The sequence below is a fragment of the Micromonospora sp. WMMD998 genome (genome assembly GCF_029581235.1).
Lineage (GTDB): Bacteria > Actinomycetota > Actinomycetes > Mycobacteriales > Micromonosporaceae > Micromonospora.
Genome location: NZ_CP120740.1, coordinates 3,914,941 through 3,936,324 on the forward strand (window position 1 = coordinate 3,914,941; position 21,384 = coordinate 3,936,324).

The 21,384-nt window shown below is 73.7% G+C and carries 11 protein-coding genes; 9 read left to right on the forward strand and 2 right to left on the reverse strand.

The annotated features are described in order from the left end of the window. Positions 1-99 precede the first annotated feature (99 nt). Positions 100-4,386 carry a discoidin domain-containing protein gene (locus O7619_RS17845; protein ID WP_282282092.1) on the forward strand — a complete coding sequence of 1,429 codons (4,287 nt, stop codon included), beginning with the start codon at positions 100-102 and terminating at the stop codon, positions 4,384-4,386. A gap of 66 nt (positions 4,387-4,452) precedes the next feature. Here O7619_RS17845 and O7619_RS17850 read toward each other — a convergent pair whose 3' ends face one another. Further along, positions 4,453-5,001, reverse strand: coding sequence for a hypothetical protein (locus O7619_RS17850; RefSeq protein WP_282282093.1), 549 nt, complete (start codon positions 4,999-5,001; stop codon positions 4,453-4,455). Between the two features lie 689 nt (positions 5,002-5,690). Here O7619_RS17850 and O7619_RS17855 point away from each other — a divergent pair. The 7 genes from O7619_RS17855 to O7619_RS17885 all read left to right on the forward strand — a co-directional run bounded on the left by O7619_RS17855 (position 5,691) and on the right by O7619_RS17885 (position 19,804). After that, positions 5,691-8,567, forward strand: a complete 2,877-nt coding sequence (locus tag O7619_RS17855; protein ID WP_282282094.1) for a LuxR family transcriptional regulator — start codon at positions 5,691-5,693, stop codon at positions 8,565-8,567. A 151-nt stretch (positions 8,568-8,718) separates the two neighbouring features. Beyond that, positions 8,719-9,738 carry a hypothetical protein gene (locus tag O7619_RS17860; protein ID WP_282282095.1) on the forward strand — a complete coding sequence of 340 codons (1,020 nt, stop codon included), beginning with the start codon at positions 8,719-8,721 and terminating at the stop codon, positions 9,736-9,738. Between the two features lie 165 nt (positions 9,739-9,903). Next, positions 9,904-12,213, forward strand: a complete 2,310-nt coding sequence (locus tag O7619_RS17865) for a TOMM precursor leader peptide-binding protein (RefSeq protein ID WP_282282096.1) — start codon at positions 9,904-9,906, stop codon at positions 12,211-12,213. 75 nt (positions 12,214-12,288) lie between these two features. Beyond that, on the forward strand, positions 12,289-13,764 hold the full coding sequence (locus O7619_RS17870) for a SagB family peptide dehydrogenase (protein WP_282282097.1): 1,476 nt from the start codon (positions 12,289-12,291) through the stop codon (positions 13,762-13,764). Continuing rightward, positions 13,761-14,570, forward strand: coding sequence for an HlyD family efflux transporter periplasmic adaptor subunit (locus O7619_RS17875; protein ID WP_282282098.1), 810 nt, complete (start codon positions 13,761-13,763; stop codon positions 14,568-14,570). The genes O7619_RS17870 and O7619_RS17875 overlap by 4 nt, the downstream gene beginning before the upstream one ends. Next, positions 14,567-16,750, forward strand: coding sequence for an NHLP family bacteriocin export ABC transporter peptidase/permease/ATPase subunit (locus O7619_RS17880; protein WP_282282099.1), 2,184 nt, complete (start codon positions 14,567-14,569; stop codon positions 16,748-16,750). The genes O7619_RS17875 and O7619_RS17880 overlap by 4 nt, the downstream gene beginning before the upstream one ends. 24 nt (positions 16,751-16,774) lie before the next feature. Continuing rightward, entirely contained in the window at positions 16,775-19,804 is a 3,030-nt protein-coding gene (locus tag O7619_RS17885) for an ATP-binding cassette domain-containing protein (protein WP_282282100.1), read from the forward strand. Between the two features lie 9 nt (positions 19,805-19,813). Here O7619_RS17885 and O7619_RS17890 read toward each other — a convergent pair whose 3' ends face one another. After that, on the reverse strand, positions 19,814-20,560 hold the full coding sequence (locus O7619_RS17890; protein ID WP_282282101.1) for a MerR family transcriptional regulator: 747 nt from the start codon (positions 20,558-20,560) through the stop codon (positions 19,814-19,816). Positions 20,561-20,927: 367 nt separating this feature from the next. Here O7619_RS17890 and O7619_RS17895 point away from each other — a divergent pair, with 367 nt between their 5' ends. Next, the gene (locus O7619_RS17895) at positions 20,928-21,290 is read left to right on the forward strand and encodes a hypothetical protein (protein WP_282282102.1); all 363 of its coding nucleotides are present in this window, start codon (positions 20,928-20,930) and stop codon (positions 21,288-21,290) included. Positions 21,291-21,384 lie beyond the last annotated feature (94 nt).

Below are 21,384 nucleotides of genomic sequence, written 5' to 3' on the forward strand. Positions count from 1 at the left end.
GGCGCGGCGGGGACCCGGCCGGATCCCCGCCGCGCCACCACATCCCCCACCCCCGTCAACGCCTCTCCACCTCCCCCGGGAAGAAGGTGTCCGTCCACCATGTCCAGATTCCGTACCAGAATGGTCGCGGTGCTCGCCGCGGTCGGCCTGGCCGTCACCGCGGCGCCCGCCACACCGGCCCTCGCGGCCGGCGGCCCGAACCTCGCCGCCGGCCGCCCCGCGAGTGCCAGCAGCGTCAACGGCCCCTACGTCGCCGGCAACCTGACCGACGGTGACCAGGGCAGCTACTGGGAGAGCAGCGGCGCGCTGCCGCAGTGGGCGCAGGTCGACCTCGGCACCAGCCGCGCCGTCGACCAGGTGGTGCTCAAGCTCCCGGCCGCCTGGGAGGCCCGCAACCAGACGCTGTCCGTGCAGGCCAGCGCCGACGGCAGCGGCTTCACCACGGTCGTCGGATCCGCCGCCCGCTCGTTCAGCCCGGCCGCCGGCAACACGGTGACGCTCGGCTTCGCCGCCACCAACGCCCGCTACCTGCGCGTCCTGATCACCGCGAACACCGGGTGGGCCGCCGCCCAGCTCGCCGAGTTGGAGGTCTACGGCACCGCCTCCTCGTCGACGAACCTGGCGCTCGGCAAGACGCTGACCGAGAGCGGCCACTCCGACGTGTACGCCGCCGGCAACGCCAACGACGGCAACGCGGCCACCTACTGGGAGAGCCCGAACAACGCGTTCCCGCAGTGGATCCAGGCCGACCTGGGCGCCGCCACCAGCGTCAACCGGCTGGTGCTGCGGCTACCCACCGGCTGGGGCGCGCGCCACCAGACGCTGACCGTGCAGGGCAGCACCAACGGCTCGACGTTCGGCACGCTCGTCGCGTCCGCGTCGTACGGGTTCGACCCGGCCGGCGGCAACACGGTGACCGTCACCGTGCCCACCGCGTCCACCCGCTACCTGCGGCTGCTGTTCACCGCGAACAGCGCGTGGCCCGCCGGGCAACTCGCCGAGCTGGAGATCTACGGCCCGGCGACCGGCGACACCCAGGCGCCGAGCGCACCCGGCAACCTCGCGTTCACCGAGCCCACCACCGGCCAGGTCCGGCTGACCTGGACCGCGTCCACCGACAACGTCGGCGTCACCGGCTACGACATCTACGCCAACGGTGTGCTGCGCACGAGCGTCGGCGGCGCCACGCTCACGTACACCGACACGCAGCCCGCCGGGACCACCGTGTCGTACCAGGTCCGGGCGCGGGACGCCGCCGGGAACGTGTCCGCGAACAGCAACACGGTGACCCGCGCCGGCAACACCGGCGACACCACCGCGCCGACCGCGCCCGGCAACCTGGCCTACACCCAGCCGGCGAGCGGGCAGATCAAACTGACCTGGACCGCCTCCACCGACAACGTCGGCGTCACCGGCTACGAGGTGTGGGCCAACGGCGCGCTGCGCACCACGGTGGGCGGGTCCACGCTGACGTACACCGACAGCCAGCCGGCCAGCGCCACCGTCTCCTACCAGGTGCGGGCCCGCGACGCGGCCGGCAACGTGTCGGCCACCAGCAACACCGTCACCCGTACCGGCAGCGGCACCGGCGGCACCAACCTGGCCGTCGGCAAACCGGCCACCGCCTCGTCCGTGGTGCACGTGTTCAACGCCGCCAACGCGGTCGACGACGACGTCGCCACCTACTGGGAGGGCGCGCCCGGCGCGTACCCGAGCACGCTCACCGTCGCGCTCGGCGCCAACGCCAGCATCAGCGCCGTCGTGGTGAAGCTCAACCCGGACCCGGCGTGGGGCGCGCGCACCCAGACGTTCCAGGTGCTCGGGCGGGAGCAGTCCGTGTCCGGGTTCACCAGCCTGGTCGGCTCCGCGACGTACTCCTTCAACCCGAACACCGGCAACACCGTGACCGTCCCCGTCTCGGCGACCGCCGCGGACGTCCGGTTGCAGTTCACCGCGAACTCCGGCTCGTCCAACGGCCAGGTCGCCGAACTCCAGGTGATCGGCGTGCCGGCGCCCAACCCGGACCTCACCGTCACCGCGCTGACCGCGTCGCCGTCCGCGCCGGTCGAGACCGACGCGATCACCCTGTCCGCCACCGTGCGCAACGCCGGCACCGCCGCGTCCGCCGCCACCACCGTCAACCTCTACCTGGGTACGACGAAGGTCGGCACCGCCTCCGTCGGCGCGCTCGCGGCCGGCGCGTCGAGCACCGTCTCGGCGAACATCGGCGTGCGTGACGCCGGCAGCTACCCGCTCACCGCCAAGGTCGACGAGTCGAACGCGGTGATCGAGCAGAACGAGGCGAACAACACCTACACCAGCCCGACCGCGTTGACGGTCCGCCCGGTGGACAGCTCCGACCTGGTTGCCTCCGCGGTGACCTGGTCGCCGGGCACGCCGGCGGCCGGCGCGACGGTCAGCTTCGCGGTGACGGTGCGCAACCAGGGCACGGTCGCCTCGGCGAGCGGCGCGCACGGCATCACGCTCACCGTGCTCAACGACTCGGGTTCCGTGGTCCGCACGCTCACCGGCTCGTACTCCGGCACGATCGCCGCCGGGGCCACCGCCGGTCCGGTGTCGCTCGGCACCTGGACCGCCGCCAACGGCCGCCACACCGTGCGGGTGGTGCTCGCCGACGACGCCAACGAGCTGCCGGTGAAACGGCAGAACAACACGAGCGACCGGGCGCTGTTCGTCGGTCGCGGCGCGAACCTGGGCTACGACATGTACGAGGCCGAGGACGGCTCGGTCGGCGGCGGCGCGCAGGTCATCGGCCCGAACCGCACCATCGGCGACCTGGCCGGCGAGGCGTCCGGCCGGCGCGCGGTCACCCTCAACACCACCGGCGCGTACGTCGAGTGGACCACCAAGTCGGCCGCGAACGCCCTGGTCACCCGCTTCTCCATCCCGGACGCCCCGGGCGGCGGCGGGATCGACTCGACGTTGAACGTCTACGTCAACGGGGTGCTGCACAAGCCGATCAGCCTCACCTCGAAGCACATCTGGCTCTACGGCGCGGAGGCCGGACCCAGCGACTCACCGAGCGCGGGCGCGCCCCGACACCTCTACGACGAGGCGAACGTGCTGCTCAACTCCACCGTTCCGGCGGGCAGCCGGATCCGGCTCCAGAAGGACCCGGCGAACACCACCACGTACGCGATCGACTTCGTCAACACCGAGCTGGTGTCGCCGCGGGCCAACCCGGACCCGGCCCGCTACAAGGTGCCGACCGGGTTCAGCCACGCCGACGTGCAGAACGCGCTTGACGCGGTGCGGATGGACACCACCGGCACGCTCGTCGGCGTCTACCTGCCCGCCGGCACCTACGAGACCGCGCAGAAGCTCCAGGTGTACGGCAAGGCGGTGAAGGTCGTCGGCGCGGGTATGTGGTACACCCGCTTCCAGACGCCCACCAACCAGCAGAACACCGACGCCGGCTTCCGGGTGGAGTCCTCGGCCAGCGGCTCGACCTTCGCCCACCTGGCGTTCTTCGGCAACTACACCAACCGGATCGACGGCCCGGGCAAGGTGTGGGGTGAGCTGAAGGACGTGGACAACCTCACCCTGGACAGCGTCTGGGTCGAGCACACCGTCTGCGCCTACTGGGGGGTGAGCGTGGACGGGCTGACCATCCGGGACAGCCGGTTCCGCAACACGTTCGCCGACGGGGTGAACATGACCAACGGCAGCACCAACGCGCTGGTCACCAACTCGGAGGGCCGCTCCAACGGCGACGACGCGTTCGCGTTGTTCTCCGCCACCGACCAGGGTGGCTCCGGCGGCAACCACGGCAACGTGTTCGAGAACCTGACCGCCACGCTGACCTGGCGGGCCGCCGGCCTCGCCGTGTACGGCGGCTACGACAACGTCTTCCGCAACCTCTACATCGCCGACCAGTTGACGTACTCGGGCATCACCATCAGCTCGCTGGACTTCGGCTACCCGTTCGTCGGGTTCGGCGCCAACCCGCCCACCCGGTTCGAGAACATCTCGCTGATCCGGTCCGGCGGGCACTTCTGGGGCGCGCAGACGTTCCCGGCGATGTGGCTGTTCTCCGCGTCCAAGGAGTTCCGCGGCATCCGGGTGACCGACGTGGACATCGTCGACCCGACGTACTCGGGGATCATGTTCCAGACCAAGTACACCGGCAGCCAGCCGGAGAACCCGATCACGGACACCGTCCTGACGAACGTCTCGATCTCCGGGGCGCGGCGTAGCGGTGACGCCTTCGACGCGAAGTCCGGCATCGGCATCTGGGTCAACGAGATGCCCGAGCCGGGCCAGGGGCCGGCGGTCGGCTCCGCGACCTTCACCAACCTGCGCCTGAGCGACAACGCCCAGGACATCCGCAACACCACCACCACGTTCACCATCACCCGCAACTGAGGTAAGGCGGGGCCCCTTCTTAACGCCTCCGGTATAGAAGGGGCCCCATATCACAGCCTGGGAGGGTCACTCGGGGATGACGAACTGGGCGGTGCTCGTGGTGTCGTAGCTGACGCCGTTCTTCTCGGCGTGGTGAGTGCAGGTGACCGTCACCGTCCGGGACTGGGCGGGCACGCCGGTGACCGGGACGGTCGGCGACCAGAAGGTCACGTCGACGAGCGCGCCGTTGTTCTCGGAGTCGTAGTCGTTCGTGACGTAGCCGAGCACGGTGGCGGAACACCTGACGTTTATGTAGTTGGCGTCCACCCGGTCGTTGCTCCAGGTGGCGAGCCGCGAGTAACCGCGCACCTTGATGCCGCCGACGCGGAACGGCCAGGTCCCTTCGTGGCCGACGCTCTCCAGTTGGATGACGCCCTGCAGGTTGTACGCCGGCGACGACGGCGGCGGTGGCGTGCCGGGGTCGCCGGTGCCCGGGTCGCCGGTCCCGCCCCCACCCCCGCCGTCGCAATTCAGGGAACACTCGGGTTCCGAGGCGTGCGCCGGCGCTGCCGCCGCGCCGGTGCCCGCGAAGCAGGCCAGCAGGGCGATTCCGACGGTGGTAAAGCGTCTGAGCACGTCGTCTCCTGACAGTGGACGCCCGAGAAATCGACCCGCGGCGTGTGATCGGGGACGTAGGTTATCGCTGCCATTTTCGGAAGCGCAATGGATACTGGCCGGTACCGCCGCCCTTACCCGACTCGGCCGCGATTTCCGCGTGTCTTCGCTGGTCAAGAGCCATGTGAAATTCCTGGCGGTTGTTCAAATCGACGCAACAAACACCATTCCGGCGGCGTACGGCGGAGTGGTGACAATTGTCTGGGCTGGCGGGATAATTCGGGCTCAACTGACCAGCTCATTCCGCGCGATACGGCATGCCCGCCATCCCGGTCGGTCGAGCCGTGGCCGGCCGCCGTTCGAGGATGGCGGTCGCGGAGACGGCCGCCCCCGAGGGCGAGGGCGCGACCATCATCGGACCGCGTTCGGGTCGGCCGCCGGCCGGATGGCGGTACGGAGGCAGTCCGCCCGTCGGACCGAGTCGCCGGAGTTGTGCGGCATCCGGGGCAGTTTATTGGGCTTCGGGGATATCGTTCCGGCCTTTTGGTGACCGGTCCCTTATGCAGGGTGTGGCGCGATGTGGGGACGGGGCGCCCTCGGCCGAGTTGCTGAAATAGATGGGCCGCATCGGTATTTTCGGCGGTCGACGGCGCTCCGGTATAGTGCGTCCAATCCCCCTTGGAGTTCGTCGGGAAGTGTTTTGCTGCGTGATGACAACCGGGCTGGATAATGTGCCAACGGGCCTCCGTTTCGTCGGGCGGCGACCACTGTTGGCGCGTATCGACCGGGCCCACGACGCCGCCCTGAGTCGCGGGCGGCAGGTGGTCTGCGAGGTGGTCGGTGAGCCGGGGATCGGCAAGACCCGACTGGTCCACGAGGCCCTGCACCAGCGCGTCCCCCAGGTTCCCTGGACCGTCGGCACCTGCGCGCCGGAGGAGCGGGGGGTCCCCTTCCACGTGTTCCGGCACGCCTTCGCCGCGGGGCGGTCACCGCGGCGGGGGCTGGGCGCCGGGCGGCCCGCCGGAGCGACCGGGGAGATCTGGGGATTCGCCGCCGCGGCGCCGCCGACGTCGGCGTCCGACGCGCGGCGCTTCCGCGCCTTCCAGTTGGCCCGCCGGCTGATCGGCCTGGCCGCCCGGGACGGCCTGGTGCTGGTCCTCGACGACCTGCACTGGGCGGACGCCGCCTCCGCCGGGCTCATCGCCCACCTGCTGCGATATCCGGTGCCCGCGCCGCTGCTGCTCGTGCTCGTCTACCGGCCGCGGCAGACGGCGACGCCGATGCCGTTCGGTCCGCCCGATCCCGGTGGACACGTCGACGCGGAACCGGCGTCGCACGACCGGATCGAACTCCGTCCCCTGAGCCTCGCCGAGACCGCACTCCTGCATCCTGGCGTCGACCCGGCGGAGGTGCGCGCCCGCCACGAGCTGACCGGCGGCAACCCCGGTTACCTGGCGGCGTTGCCCGGCGGCCCGGCCGCGGAGCGCGCCGAGGAGGTCCGTGAACCGCAGGGCGCCCGGCTGTCCGACGCGACGATGGCGGTGCTGCGCCGCGAGTGGGCGGATCTGCCCGCGGTCGACCTGGCCTGCCTACGCGCCGGGGCGATCGTCGACGCGCCCTTCGCCCCCGAGCTGCTCGCCGAGGTCGCGCAGGTGCCCGCGGCCCTGGCGGTCGAGGCCGGCTGGCGGCTGGTCCGACGCGACCTGATCCGCCGGGTACCGGGCACCGGACGGTTCGCCCTCCGGCATCCGGTGCTGCGGATGGCGGTCGCCCAGGACACCGACCCGGCGTGGCGGGTGGACGCCTGTGCACGGGCGCTCACCGCGCTCGTCGACCTGGGCGCGTCGCCCGCGGACCGGGCCCGCTACGCGGAGCGGCTGCTCGCCCTGCCGAGCGGCCGGTGGGCCGAACGCTGCGTGGACGTGCTCTGCCGGGCCGCGCAGGAGATCCGGCGCGAGACACCGGACCTGGCCGCCCACTGGCTGCGACTGGCGCTGCGGGCGCTGCGCCCGACACCCGGCTCGACGTCGCGTCACCGGGAGGTGTCGCTCGCGTTGGCCCGGGTCATCGGGGAGGCGGGCAACCTGGCCGAGAGCCGGGCCCTGCTCCAGGAGATCGTGCCGCTGCTCCCCGCCGACCCGGAGGGGCGACGGGCCCAGGCGGTCGCGCTGTGGGCGCGGGTGGAGCGCCTTCTCGGGAACTTTGCGGAGGCGGCGGCCATCAGCCGGCGCGAGCTGGCCGCCCTTCCGAGCGGCACCGGACCCGCCGGCGCCTACCGACTCGCCACCGAGATCGGCGCCGCCGGAATCCTCGCCGGGCGGCCGGTGGCCGGGCCGCCCGACGCGCTCGCCGGCGACCCCGACGGCTCCGGCGCGGACCTGGCCGGCCTGCTGGCCGTACGCGGCCTGGCCGCCGTCCACGACGGCGCGGTCGACGACGCCCGGGGTCTGCTCGACGCCGGTGCCCGGATCGTCGACTCGCTGCCCGACCGGGACGTGCGGGACCATCCGGACTGCCTGACCGCGCTCGGTCTGACCGCGTTGTATCTCGAACGTCAGGCCGACGCGGTGCGGCACCTCGACCGGGGGTTGACGCTGGTCCGTGCCGCGCATCGGGACGACGGCCTGTGCCAACTGCTGCTCGGCCGCAGCCAGGTGGCCTACCACAGCGGCCAACTGACCGCGGCCATCGGGCTGGCCACCGAGGCGGGCATCGTCGCCCGGCGCATCGGCAGCCGCCACCTGCTGAGTTTCGCCCTGGCGTTCGAGGCGGAGGCGACGGCGTGGCGCGGCGGCCTCCGCGACGACGAACGGGCGGTCGGGCTGGCCCGCAGCGCCGTCGACCTCGCCACCGACCTCGCCACCTGGTCCGGCCGGACCGCCGCGACGGCGTTGGCGACCGCGACGTTGCTGTCCGGCGATCCGGGCACGTGCGCCGACCTGGTGCGTTCGGCCGGGGGAGACAGCCGGCTGAGCCGCCTCCAGGGCACCCTGCGGCCGATGTGGCACGAGCTGCTCTGCGCCGCCGCGCTCGCCGCCGGCGAGATCGCCGACGCCGAGCGGCAGGCGCGGCTGGCGCTGGCCGAGGCGGAGCGGGTCGGTCTGACCGGGCAGCGGGGCTTCGCCGAATCGGCGTACGGCGAGGTGTTGCTCGCCCGCGGTGAGGCTGAGGCGGCGCTGCCGCATCTGGAGACCGCGGCCGACCTGTTCCGCGCCGGCGGGATGGCGCTGCGCCGCAGTGTCGCGCTCGCGTCCCTGGCCCGGGCCGCCGAGGCCGCGGACCGGGGCGTTCCGGCGGCGCGGGCGCGCCGTCGGGCGCTGGAACTGGCCCGGTGGTGCGGGACGGAACGGGTGGGCACGCGGCTGGCCAGCCCGGTCGGCCCGCGCGCGGTCGCCCTGACCGATCGGGAGTGGCACATCGCGCAGTTGGCGGCGACCGGGGTCACCAGCCGGTTGATCGGGCGTCGGCTGAACATCAGTCCCCGCACCGTGGAGGCGCATCTCACCCGGATCTACCGCAAGGCGGGGGTCGCGTCCCGGCCGGCCCTGGTCGCCTGGGTCGCCCGGCTCGATGACACCGATCGGTGACCGCGACCCGACCCGGATGACGTCGTTCGGTGCAACGCCGGACGGCCGGGCAGCATGAGGCCGCGCCGCCACCGGCGGGCTCCGACCGTCGCTCACATACTCGACTGCACCGGGCGCGATTCCCGTGCACCGGTTGCGGATGGAGGACGAGATGCTGGGCAGTAGATCCGTGGGGAGCCCGCGTCGCCTCGTCGGGCCGGCGATGCCGGTAGCCGCCGCCGCGACGGCGTTGCTCGTGCTGGCGGGCTGCGGGGACGGACCGGTGGACGCCGCCGCACCGGCGGCGTCCGATCCGGCCACCTTCGGCCGGGACCGGGCCGCGCTGGTGCTCACCGCCTTCGACCAGGCCGACTCGGCCGCCTCGGTGGCCGGCGACGTCGAGGCGTTACGGACCCAGGAGGTCTCGCCCTCGCTGGACCTGAGCATCGCCGCGGTCCGCCGGGCCACCTACAACAAGCGTCCGCAGCCGTCGTTCCAGCACCTCAACCCGGCCTTCGCGGTGCCGCCCGGCGACCCGGCCTGCTTCCTGGCCACGGCCACCCTCCGGCTCGCCGGCTCGGAGCTGGCCCCCACCGACGTCAGCCAGTTCGTGCTCGACGCCGACGGCCAGTGGAAGCTCAGCCACAACATCCAGGTCACCCAACCGTCGCTCGTGGTCGCCCGGAGCATCGACGGCCGACCGGCCACCGAGGGCGGCGAGGCGCTTGACGAGACCAGCCGCCGGGCCCTCGCCGCCGAGGTGTTCGCCCGCAGCATCGGCTCCACCACGAGCAACAGGGCCCTCGTCGCGTCGAGCCCGCTGCTGGACGGCCAGTTCGCCGGCGGTTGGGAGGTCTACGGGCAGCAGCTCGCCGGCGTCGGCGCGACGGTGCGACGGACGATGGACCGGGCGGAGTGGTCGGACTGCGCGGTCGCGGTGCCGACCGGCACGCTGACGTTCCTGACGATCCACGCCACCGACACGCTGAGTCCGGCACCCGACGGCCCGGCCACCGTCACGATGGTGCCGCAGAGCCCGGACCTGATCGCCACCGGTCATCGCGCGCCGGTGAGCGGGAAGTCGATCCGGGTGACCCGGGTGGAGACCTTCCTGCTGCTGGTGCCGGCGCAGGTCACCGGCGCCTCGGTGCTGGGTCTCAACGACACCGCGCTGACCGTCACGGCCGCCTGACCGCCGCCGCCCGCCCGTCACGGCGACCGACCGGGCTGCCGGCGACGGCTGAAACCGGTGGCAGAACTCGGGATCGGACCCGGGGACCGCGACGATGGCAGCAGCCCTGATCGCCGGCGGGGCCGGGGCACAGTCGCGGTCCGGCCACCAGGCCCGGGAGGAACCATGTGGCGTCCGCGCTTCCGATCGGACTACCTGCCGGTGCGCCTGCCCGACGGTCCGCTCGTGGTGCTGGGGGAGACCCGCAGCCTGCTCATCGACGACCCGGTCACCGCCGAGCTGGCCGACCGGCTCGACGGCACCGTACCGCTTGCCGACGTGGTGGCCCGGCTGGCCGCCCGGCATCCGATGACCGCCGTCGCCGCCGCCCTCGCCCGGCTACGCGACCACGGCCTGCTCGTGTCCGGTCCGGCGCACGCCTCGCCGGCCGAGGCCGCCGGTTGGGACGCCCGGGGGGTGCCCCCCGGGGCCGGGCAGCGGTGGATGGCCGGCGGCAGAGTCACCATCGTGGACCTCGGGGCGCCGCGGGTCGCCGAGATCGCCGGGGCGTTGCGCGCCCTCGGGCTCGCCGCGACCGTGGTCGGGCCGGACGCGCCGGAAGCCGACCCGGACGCGCCGGACGCCGATCCGGACGCCGATCCGGGCGTCGCGCAGGTGCTGGTGCTGCCGTCGTCGATGCTCGACCCCCGGCTGGCCCGGCTCAACGAGCGCCACCTGGCCGCGGGCCGGGCGTGGACCCTGGCCCGGCCGCACGGCAACGTCGTCCTCCTCGGGCCGCACCTGGTGCCCGGCCGCACCGGCTGCTGGGCCTGCCTGCGGCAACGCTGGCAGGAGAACGAGCAGGTGCACGCGTTCCTCGACGGGCAGGACCTGGCCGGACCGTTGCCGCAGCCCGGCCGGGCGGTCCTGCCCGGACTGGCCACCACCGCCGCGGGGCTGCTCGCCGCCGAACTCGCCGTGCTCGCCGTGCGGGGCTCGTCGCCCCGTCTCACCGGCCGGATGGTCGCCCTGGACACCCGGGACCTGAGCACGGAGAGCCACCACCTGGTACGCCAACCCCAGTGCCCCGCCTGCGGCGACCCGGACCTCGTCCGCAAGGCCGAGCCCCGCATCGACCTGCCGCGCAGCGGCGCGGAGCCCAGCCGGGGCGCGGAGGCCCGCACCCGGGAACCCGCCGAGGCGTACGCCGGCCTCGCCCACCACGTCAGCCGCTACCTGGGCGTGGTGAGCCGGCTGACGCCGCTGGAGACGACCGACAACGGCGTCACCCACACCTACTCGGCCGGGCACAACTTCGCCCAACCCCGCCAGCTCGCCGCGCTGCGCCGCAACCTGCGCGGCCAGAGCGGCGGCAAGGGCCGCACCGACCTGCAGGCGCGGATGAGCGCGGTCGGTGAGGCGGTGGAGCGCTACTGCGGGGTGTGGCGCGGCGACCGCCCGGTGCACCGGGCGACCTACCGGCAGCTCGGCCCGGACCGCGCCCTGCACCTGCGCGAGTTGCTGCTGTTCTCGGACCGCCAGTACGCCGACCGGGACCGGCTGAACCCCGACCTGGGCCATCTGCACCGCATCCCGCGCCCGCTGCCCGACGAGATGGAGCTGGACTGGACCACCGGCTGGTCGTTGACCCGGCAGGCGCCGCGCGAGCTGCCCGCCGCGTACTGCTGGTACGGGCATCCGGAGCAGGCCGCCCCGGGGGTGTGCGCGGCCGACTCGAACGGCAGCGCGGCCGGCGGCACCCGGTCGGAGGCGATCCTGCAGGGCTTCTGCGAACTCGTCGAGCGGGACAGCGTGGCCCTGTGGTGGTATCACCGTTCCCGGATGCCGGGGGTGGACCTCTCCTCGTTCGCCGACCCGTGGACGGCCGCCTGCGTCGCGCACCACGCCACCGCCCTGGGCCGCGAGCTGTGGGCCCTCGAGCTGACCGCCGACCTCGGCGTACCGGCGTTCGCGGCGGTGTCCCGGCGGGCCGACGGCGGGCCGGAGGACGTGCTGGTGGGCTTCGGCGCGCACCTGGACGCGCGGGTCGCGCTGACCCGGGCGCTGACCGAGGTGAACCAGTTCCTGCCTGCGGTTCCCGGCCCCACGTCCAGCCGCAACAGGTACGGCGTCGACGACCCGGACACCGCGCGCTGGTTCGGCACGGTGCGGGTGGCCGACCAGCCCTGGCTGTCCCCGGACCCGGCCCGGCCGCCGCGCACCGCCGCGGACCACCCGACGCTCGCCACCGGTGACGTCGGCGACGACGTGCGTCGCTGCGTCCGCCGGGCGGAGCGCGCCGGCCTGGAGGTGATCGTCGTCGACCAGTCCCGGCCGGACATCGAACTGGCGGTGGTGAAGGTCGTGGTGCCGGGGCTGCGGCACTTCTGGCGCCGGCTCGGTCCGGGCCGGCTGTGGGAGGTCCCGGCCCGCCTCGGCCGCGGCCCGGTGGCCGTCGACGAGACGTCGGCCAATCCGTTGAACGTCTTTTTCTGACCGACGCTGTCGACCTGCCGGGAACCGGGGGAGGGACGTGGAGATGAGCACCGATCCGGACGGTCGGCGGTCGCCGTGAGCGGCTCCGGCGGCGGCCCGCCGATCCAGGAGTCCTACCGGCTGCGCCGCGACGCGGAGTTGCGACTCGGTGAGGACGGTTCGCTGACCCTGCGGCAGACCCGTTTCCAGCTCACCCTGGAGCGACCGGGGATGGGTCGGCGGGCGCTGTTGTTGCGGCTCGCCGCCGACTGGGTCGGTGACGTCGAGGTCGGCCGGCTGATCAGCGGCCTGGAGGGGGAGAGCCGCGTGCTGCCGGCGCAGTTGCTGCTGCGCCGGCTGCTGGCCCACTCCTGGTTGGAGCGTCGCGTCCAGGTCGACGAGCGGGCGTTGCTCGACCTGGTGCCCACCGGCCTGGGCCGGGGCAGTCTGCCGGAGAGCCGCACGCACGTTCCCGGCGTCCGCTACCGGCTGTCCCGCTTCGCCACCCTCCAGCACGAACGGGACATGCTGGTGGCCGCGTCGTCGCTGAGCACCCTCGTGGTGGGTTGCGCCGACGCCGCCGTCGGCGCGGTGCTGGCCGCCGCCGTGCCGGGTGTCGGACCGGACACGGTGGCCCGCACGCTCGGCGTGTCGCCGGCCACCGCCGGCCGGGTGCTCGACGAGCTGGCCACCGCCCGGGTCCTGGTCACCGACGCCGAGTTCGAGGCGGAACGCGACGATGCGCCGCTCGCCTACTGGTCGCCGGAGGAGTTGCGGCTGCACCAGCGTTCCCGGGCCGGCCGGCACGCGCTGCCGGTGGGCGGCACCTACCGGATGCGGGAGCGTTTCGCCCCGCAGCCGCTGCGCCGGCCCTACGACCGGGACCGGGCGGTCGAGCTGCCGCTGCCGGACCTGGCGACGATCGCCAAGGCGGATCCGGCGTTCAGCCAGGTCGTCGCCGACCGGCGCAGCATCCGCGAGCACGACGACGCGGCGCCGCTGCCGATCGAACGGCTGGCGGAGTTCCTGTACCGGTCGCAGCACACCACCGCCGTCGGCGAGGCCGGCGGGCAGGAGGTGGGCCACCGGCCCTATCCGGGCGGCGGCGGGGTCTACGAGCTGGAGATCTATCCGCTTGTCGCGCGGTGCGCCGGACTCGACCCCGGGCTCTACCACTACGACGCCGTCGGGCACCGGCTGGAGCCGGTCGCCGGCTGGGCGCCGGCCGCCGACCGGCTGCTGGCGTACGCCCGGGCGGCCGGTGCCATGCCCCGGCCGCCGCAGACGGTCCTGCTGGTCACCGCGCGGGTCCAGCGACTGATGTGGAAGTACGAAGGGATGAGCTACGCCATGATTCTCAAGGACGCGGGTGTGCTGACCCAGCAGATGTATCTCGTGGCCACCGCCATGGGGCTCGCGCCGTGTGCGCTCGGCGCCGGGGACTCCCAGGCGTTCGCCGAGTTGTCCGGGCTCGATCCGCTTGTCGAGCCGAGCGTGGCCGATTTCCTGCTCGGCTCGCGCGGCGCCGACGTGCCGCCGTCGGGGTCCGCGCGGGCGGGGGCCCGGCCGTGAAGTTCCGGCGGCAGGCGTTGCGCCAGTTGGAGGCGCCCGAGCAACTGGACCTGGCGGTGCGGCTGACCACCGTGCCCAGTTGGTTGGCCACCACCGCGCTCGTCATCGTCGTGGTCGCGGCGGGCATCTGGTCGGTGCGCACGGTGGTGCCCCGGACCGTCGAGGCGGCCGGGGTGCTGATCCACTCCAACGGGATCTCCGCCCTCGACGCGCTCGACAGCGGTCAGGTCACCAAGGTGTGGGCGTCACCGCACCAGCGGGTGCCCAAGGGCACCCCGCTCTACAGCCTGCGCACGTCCGACGGCACGGTGCGGGTGGAGACCGCGCCGGGTGACGCGTACGTCGTCGCCTGGCTGGTCTCGGAGGGCGAGATCGTCACCCCGGGCTCGCACCTGGCCGACCTGGAACGGCTCGACACGGCCGGGGACGCGTTGCAGGCCGTCGTCTACGCCCCGGCCGTCGCCGCGCCGCTGCTGCAACCGGGCGTGCCCGTCGAGGTGGCCGCCGCGGCGGCGCCGCGCAACGTGTTCGGCACCCTGGCCGGTCGGGTGACCACGGTCGGCGCCTTCCCGGAGACGGAGGCGTCGCTGCGCGCCTTCCTGGGCACCGGGCCGGACGTCCGGCGGCTGCTCGCCCGGGGCAGCGTGGTCCGGGTCACGGTCGCGCTGGAATCCGACCCGGCCGCGCCGGGCGGCCTGCGGTGGACCAAGTCCCCGCCGCCGTTCCAGCTCAACTCGGCAAGCGAGGTCACCGCGTGGTTCACCGTGGACCGGGACCACCCGATCGACTGGTTGCTGCGGCGATGAGCGGGCCGAGGGACGCGGCGGTGGGCGCGCCGGAGCTGCCCCGGATCCGGCGGCGACGGGTGCGTACCCCCACCCTGATCCAGATGGAGGCGGTGGAGTGCGGCGCCGCCGCGCTCGGGATCCTGCTCGGTCACCACGGCCGGCACGTGCCGCTCGAGGAGCTGCGCCGGGTGTGCGGCGTGAGCCGGGACGGCTCGACCGCGGCCACCGTGCTCAAGGGCGCCCGGCGGTACGGGATGGTGGCCAAGGGTTTCCAGATGGACCTGGCCGGGCTGGCCGGCGTGGCGTTGCCGGCGGTGCTGTTCTGGCGGTTCGAGCACTTCGTCGTGCTGGAGGGGCTCGGCCGCAAGGTCCACATCAACGATCCGGCCACCGGGCCCCGCGCGGTGAGCTGGGAGGAGTTCGACGGCGCCTTCACCGGCATCGTGCTGACCATGGAGCCCGGCCCGCAGTTCCAGCCGGGCGGCACCCGCTACCGGCTGGTGCGGGCGCTGGCGCAGCGGTGGCGCGGCCCGGGCTCGGCGATCGCGCAGATGCTGCTGCTCGGCCTGCTGATCGCCCTGGTCGGTCTGACCATCCCGGTGATGGCCCAGATCTTCGTCGACCGGGTGCTGTTGCAGGAGGACCGGGCCGCGTTCGCCGGCCTGGTGGCCGCGGTGGCGGTGGCCGCCGTGCTGACCTTCCTCGCCAGTCTGCTCCAGCAACGCCTGACCGTACGGTCGGAGACGGCGCTGGCCCTGGGCAGCGCCGCCCGCTTCTTCCGACATCTGCTGCGGCTGCCGCCGACCTTCTTCGACCAGCGGCAGGCCGCCGACCTCAGCCAGCGGGTCCGCGGCAACGACGTGGTCGCCGAGGTGCTCACCCGCCGGGCGGCCACCACCGTCGTGGACACCACCCTGGTGCTGGCGTACGGGGCGCTGCTGTGCCAGTACGACCTGCTGCTCGGGCTGTGCGCGGTGGTCCTGGCCGGGTTGAACGTCAGTGTGCTGCGCTACGTCGCCTCGACCCGGTCGACGGCCGTCGCCGGGTTGCAGGCGGACCGCAGCAAGCTGGTGACCACCGTGTACACCACCGTCCAGATGATCGAGACGGTGAAGGCCGGCGGCGAGGAGGAACGGGCCGTGGCCCGGTTCGCCGCCCGCAACGCCACCGTCGCCAGTCGGCAGCAGCGGCTGGGGGTGCCCACCGCGGTGCTCTCCGTCCTGCCCGCGTTCCTCGCCTCGGGGACCACCGCGGTGCTGTTGGGGCTGGGCAGCCGGCAGGTGGTGGCGGAGGCGATGAGCGTCGGCGTGCTCGTCGGCATGCAGAGCCTGGCCGTCGCGATGAACCGGCCGTTGGGCAATCTGGCCGCGCTGGGCTCCCGGTTGCAGGACATGAGCGCCGACCTCAACCGGCTGCGCGACGTGGAGCGTTATCCGCTGGCGCCGGTGGAGGAGCGGGCGGCCGGGCCGCTGGCGCCGATGGAGGGTCATCTGCGCATCGAGGAGGTGACCTTCGGCTACAACCCGCTGGGCCGTCCGCTGCTGGAGAACTTCAGTCTGGACCTGCCGCCCGGCGCCCGGGTGGCGCTCGTCGGGCGGTCGGGCAGCGGCAAGTCGACGGTGGGCCGGCTGGTCGCCGGCCTCTACCGTCCGTGGACCGGGCGGGTCACGGTGGACGGTCTGGAACGGCCCGCGGCCGACGGCGGTCTGTGGGCGGCCACCGTCGCCATGGTGGACCAGGACCAGCGGCTGTTCGAGGGGACGGTCCGGGACAACGTCACCATGTGGGACATCACGGTCGCCGACGAGGACGTCGTCACCGCGCTCACCGACGCCTGCCTCTACGACGAGGTCGCGGCCCGCCCGGGTGGCCTGGGCAGCCCGGTGCGGGAGAACGCCCGCAACTTCTCCGGTGGCCAGCGGCAGCGGCTGGAGATCGCCCGCGCGCTCGTCCGCAACCCCCGGGTGCTGGTGCTGGACGAGGCCACGAGCGCGCTCGACGCCGAGACCGAACGCCGGATCGACAGGCACCTGCGCCGGCGCGGGGCGACCTGCCTGATCGTGGCGCACCGCCTGTCCACGGTCCGCGACTGCGACCTGATCGTGGTGTTGGACGGCGGCCGGGAGGTGGAGCGCGGCACCCATGAGCAGCTTGTCGCCCGGGACGGGGCGTACGCGCGCCTGGTCCGGGACCACTGACCACGACGATCCGAGGAGACGCTGATGAGCGACGCGGTGGAGGACCTCCCGGGCGGCGGCCTGATCGGCCTCTGCGGCGACGGCGTACGCGAGGTCTGCCGCCTGGACGGCCCGGTGGCCGGCTGGCTGGTGGCCGGCGGCGAGGCCGACCTGTTCGCGGTGCGCCGGGCGGGGATGAGCCCGTCGCGTCGCCACCACGTGGCCCGGCTGCCCGCGGGTGGCCTGGTGCCGACGTCCACCGCGATCGGCGCGTGGCAGTTGATCCTGGTGCCGCTGCCCGGCACGGAACTGCGCGGGCTGCCCCGGCACCACCTGTCCCGGTTGGAGCGGCACGTCCGGCTCGACCGGGCCGGGGACGAGGCGTCGCCACGGGCGCGGACCGCGGCGTCGGAGCTGGTCGCGGCGATGGACCTGGTGCTGGTCGCGGTCGCCGACGCGCTGCGCCGGGGGCAGGCCCCCCGGGAGGCGTCCACCCTGCGGGGACGCGAGATCGTCTCGCTGGCGCCGGGCAGCGCCCTCACCTCCACCGGCGGCGCGTGGTGGCTGCGCAGCGTCGGCGCGCAGCTACGACGCAACGACGGCGGCCCGGCCGAGATGTCGGGGGAGCGGGAGCTGCTGCTGGTCGCCGAGCGGGACTGGGTGGTGGCCGAGTCGGCCTGCGCGGTGGAGAGCCACGGGAGCTGGGACCTGCTGGTCACCGGTCAGCTCCGGGCGGCCGTGGACCAGCACGTGGCACGGCTGCTGCGGATGGTGGAGACCCGGATCGAGGAGGCCGACGCCGCCCTGCTGGCCGCGCTGGAGCGGCGCCGGCAGATCGACGCGGCGGTGCTCGCCGCGGCGGCCCGCCGGTCGATCGGGGTGATCGGCGCGGGCGAGGCGGTGCCGGTTCCGGAGGGGGAGCCGGGCTTCGACAGATACGGCCGGGCGGCCTCGGTGGTCCGGGTGGTCACCGAGGGCATGGGCGGCCCGGTCAACGAGCCGGCCGATCGCAGCCGCCTGCCGCTGGACGACCGGGCGGCGGTGCACGCCGTGTCCCGCGCGTCCAGCCTGTTCCTGCGCGAGGTGCGGCTGCCGGACCGCTGGTGGCGGCGGGACCTGGGCCCGCTCGTGGGGTGGCGGGTCGCGGGCGACCCGGAGCGCGCCGTCGCGGTGCCGTTGGTGTTCCGCCGGGGTCGCTACCACCACGTCGACCCGGACACCCGGGCGCACGGCCCGGTCGACGCGACGGTGGCCGCGACGTTCGCCGCGGAGGCGACCCAGGTGCAGGCGCCGCTGCCGTCGGCCGCGCGGATGCGCCACCTGCTGCGGGCCGGGCTGGTCGGCGCGGCCCGCGACGTGCGGGGCCTGCTGGTCGCCGCCACCTGCGTGGGGTTGCTCGGCCTGGGCGTGCCGCTTGCGACCGGCCAGGTGCTCGGCCAGTTGGCCCGACAGGGCGAGGTCGACGGCCTGGTCGGCTTCCTCGCGCTGCTGCTCAGCGCCGCCGTGGTCGCCGGGCTGGTCGGTGTGGTGCAGAATCTGCGGCTGCTGCGGCTGGACGGGCGGTTGCAGTCCGGCGCGCAGATGGCGGTCTGGGACCGGCTGATGCGGCTGCCGGCCCGCTTCTTCACCGGCCGCAGCAGCGGCGAGATCGCCAACTCGATGTTGGGCATCTCGTTCGTCGGCGAGGCGCTGAGCGCGCTGCTGCCGCAGGTCGTCTCGGCGGTGGCGACCGTCGCGGTGACCCTGGGGCTGCTCCTGGTGGTCCAACCCGTGCTCGGGTTGTGGGGGCTGGGGATCGTCGCGGTCACCACGATCGCCTTCGTCGCGTTCGCCGCGCTGATCGTGCGCCGGCAACGCGCCGCGCTGCCCGCCGAACACCGGGCGGCGACGATGACCAACCAACTGCTGGGCGGCATCGTCAAGATCAAACTTGCGGCGGCCGAGGCCCGCGCGCACGCCCGGTGGGCGGAGACGGCCGCGCTGGCCCGGGGGGCGTTGCAACGGGTCCGGCAGAGCCAGTCCGGCCTGGTCGCCTTCGCCACCGTGCTGCCGGTCGCCGGCCAACTGGTCCTGTTCGCCGTGCTGATGGGACCGCTCGCCGGTCGGGTGCCGCCGGCCGACTTCTTCGTCCTCAACGTGGGCTTCGCGATGCTGCTCGGCGCGCTGCTGGTGCTGGTGTCGGCCGGGGTGGAAGTGGTCGCGGCGGTGTCGCGGCTGGGCAGCCTGCGGGAGATCCTGCGCGCCGAGCCCGAGGCGCGACCGGACCGGGTGGACCCCGGCGAGCTGCGCGGCGAGATCGCGCTGCACCGGCTCACCTTCGCCTACCAGCCGGACGAGCCGCCGGTGCTCGTCGACATTGACCTGCACGTCCGTCCGGGCGAGTTCGTCGCCGTCGTCGGGCCGAGCGGCTGCGGGAAGTCCACCCTGTTGCGGCTGCTGCTCGGCTTCGAACGCCAGCAGCAGGGCGCGGTGCTCTACGACGGCCAGGACCTCTCCGAACTCGACGTGCACGCGGTCCGCCGGCAGTGCGGCGTGGTCCTGCAGGACGGCCAGCTCTTCGCCGGCTCGGTGCGGGACAACATCTGCGGCGCCGGCAGTTTCCCGCTGGACCAGGTCTGGGAGGCGGCGCGGATGGCCGGCCTCGCCGACGACCTGGAGGCACTGCCGATGGGGATGAGCACAATGGTGCCGTTCGGCGGCGGGACGCTCTCCGTCGGGCAGCGCCAGCGGGTGCTGATCGCCCGCGCGTTGGCGCCCCGGCCCCGGATCATCTTCTTCGACGAGGCGACCAGCGCCCTGGACAACCGGACCCAGGAGGTGGTCACCCGGAGCACCGCGACGCTGGCCGCGACCCGGGTGGTCATCGCGCACCGGCTGTCGACGGTCCGCGCGGCGGACACCATCGTGGTCCTCGACGCCGGGCGGATCGTCCAGCGGGGCAGCTACGACGAGTTGATGGACCAACCCGACGGGCTGTTCCACAGGTTGGCGCGGCGGCAACTGCTGACCGAGCCGGAGCATGCGGACGCGGTGGTGGAGAGCCGGCAGCCGGACGGTCAGCCCGCCACGGGCTGACCACCCCGGTCAGCCGTTGTCGATGACGCTGCTGTCCTCCAGGCACACGTCCGTGTCGAGGTGGTTCTCCAGCAGTTCCGCGACGTGCGCCTCCGCCTGGTTCTCCACGGCCAGCCGGAACGCCTCGCTGAGCACGTTGACCACACCCTGGGTCAGCAGCAGCGTCTCGCGGTCCAGGTCGGCCCAGGACGACCGGGCGTCACCGCGTACCAGATCCGGCGCGAGGGCCAGCAACCGCGCGGTGACGGCGGCGACCAGCTCGTCGGCCACCGGCCGGAGGCTGTCCAGCACCTCGCTGAGGGTCTGCAGGGCCGGCGCCGTGCCCACCCGTACCCGCTGCAGGTCCAGGGCGGCGCGCAGCGGGCGCGGCCGGACGGTGCGCACGGTGCCGTCGGTGGTCCGCCCGATCACGCCGTGCCGGGTCAGCGCGTGGGCCAGCGCGGGACGGTCGGCGGTCAGGCGTTGCAGCATCGCGGTCAGCCCGTCGGACGCCTCGTCCCGGGCCCGGACCCCGAGCATCGCCTCGATGGAGACGAGGTTGAAGCCCTGCCGTTGCAGGGCGAGGATCGCGTCCAGCCGGCGCACGTGGGAGTCGTCGTAGAACGCGGCCCGGCCGTGCCGCACCGGCGGGGGCAGCAGCCGGCGGGCCTGGTGGGCGCGGATGTTGCGCGGTGACATCCCGACCTTGCGGGCGAGTTCCTCCACGGTGTACCCGGCCGGGCCGCCGGGCGTCGTCGTCACCTCGTCGATGGTCACGGTGGCCTCCGGCAACACTCGGTGACGAACACGGCGTGCCGTCGAACCGCTGTCACGGGGGACGGCCCGACGATCGCAGCGTAGGTGCGCGCGCCGGTCGGGTGACAGGCGAGGAATTACTACTTGTCCACAGTGATGTGAGTAATTTAGAATCGCAAACCGCCGCCCGTCGCTCATTCCTCATTACCCGGCTTTCGCCCCCGTGCGACCTTTTCGCGGCCACATTCGATGAAATTGCCCCGCTCCGGGCGGACCGGCTCCACCGGTGCCCCACGATGAAGCGAACCGGCGGCCCGGAATCTCCCGCGCTGCCGGTGGTCGCCGGCGGCGTCCTCGCCGCCGGCCCGCCGTCGAAGGGAGCAGGGGTGTGACACCTGTCGATCGAGCGGTCTTCGTGGCCGCGTACAGCCGACTGGTCGCCGACGTCTGGGCCGACCCGGCCAGGGAACAGGCGCTCGATGCGGATCCGCGCGGATTCCTCGCCGACTACGGGCTTCAACTGCCCGAAGACGTGCAGGTCCGGGTGGTGCGCGACGTCGCCGACGCCGATCCGGACCTTGAGGTGCAGGTCGAGTCGTGGGAGCGGGCGGGGGCCACCGGCGCCTTCGTGCTCTTCGTGCCGTCGCTGCTGCCGGTGGCCGAGGCGGAACTGGCCGAGGACGAGCTGGACAGCGTCGTCGCCGGCCTGGACTCGAGCTGCGCCTGCTGCTGCCCGTGCTGCTGCACCTGACACCGATGTCTGCCGCCCAACGGGTGGCGCGGCACATTCTGATGGCAGCCGGAAGAAAAGCTTGATTGTCGAACACCGCTATTCCTAGCGTTCT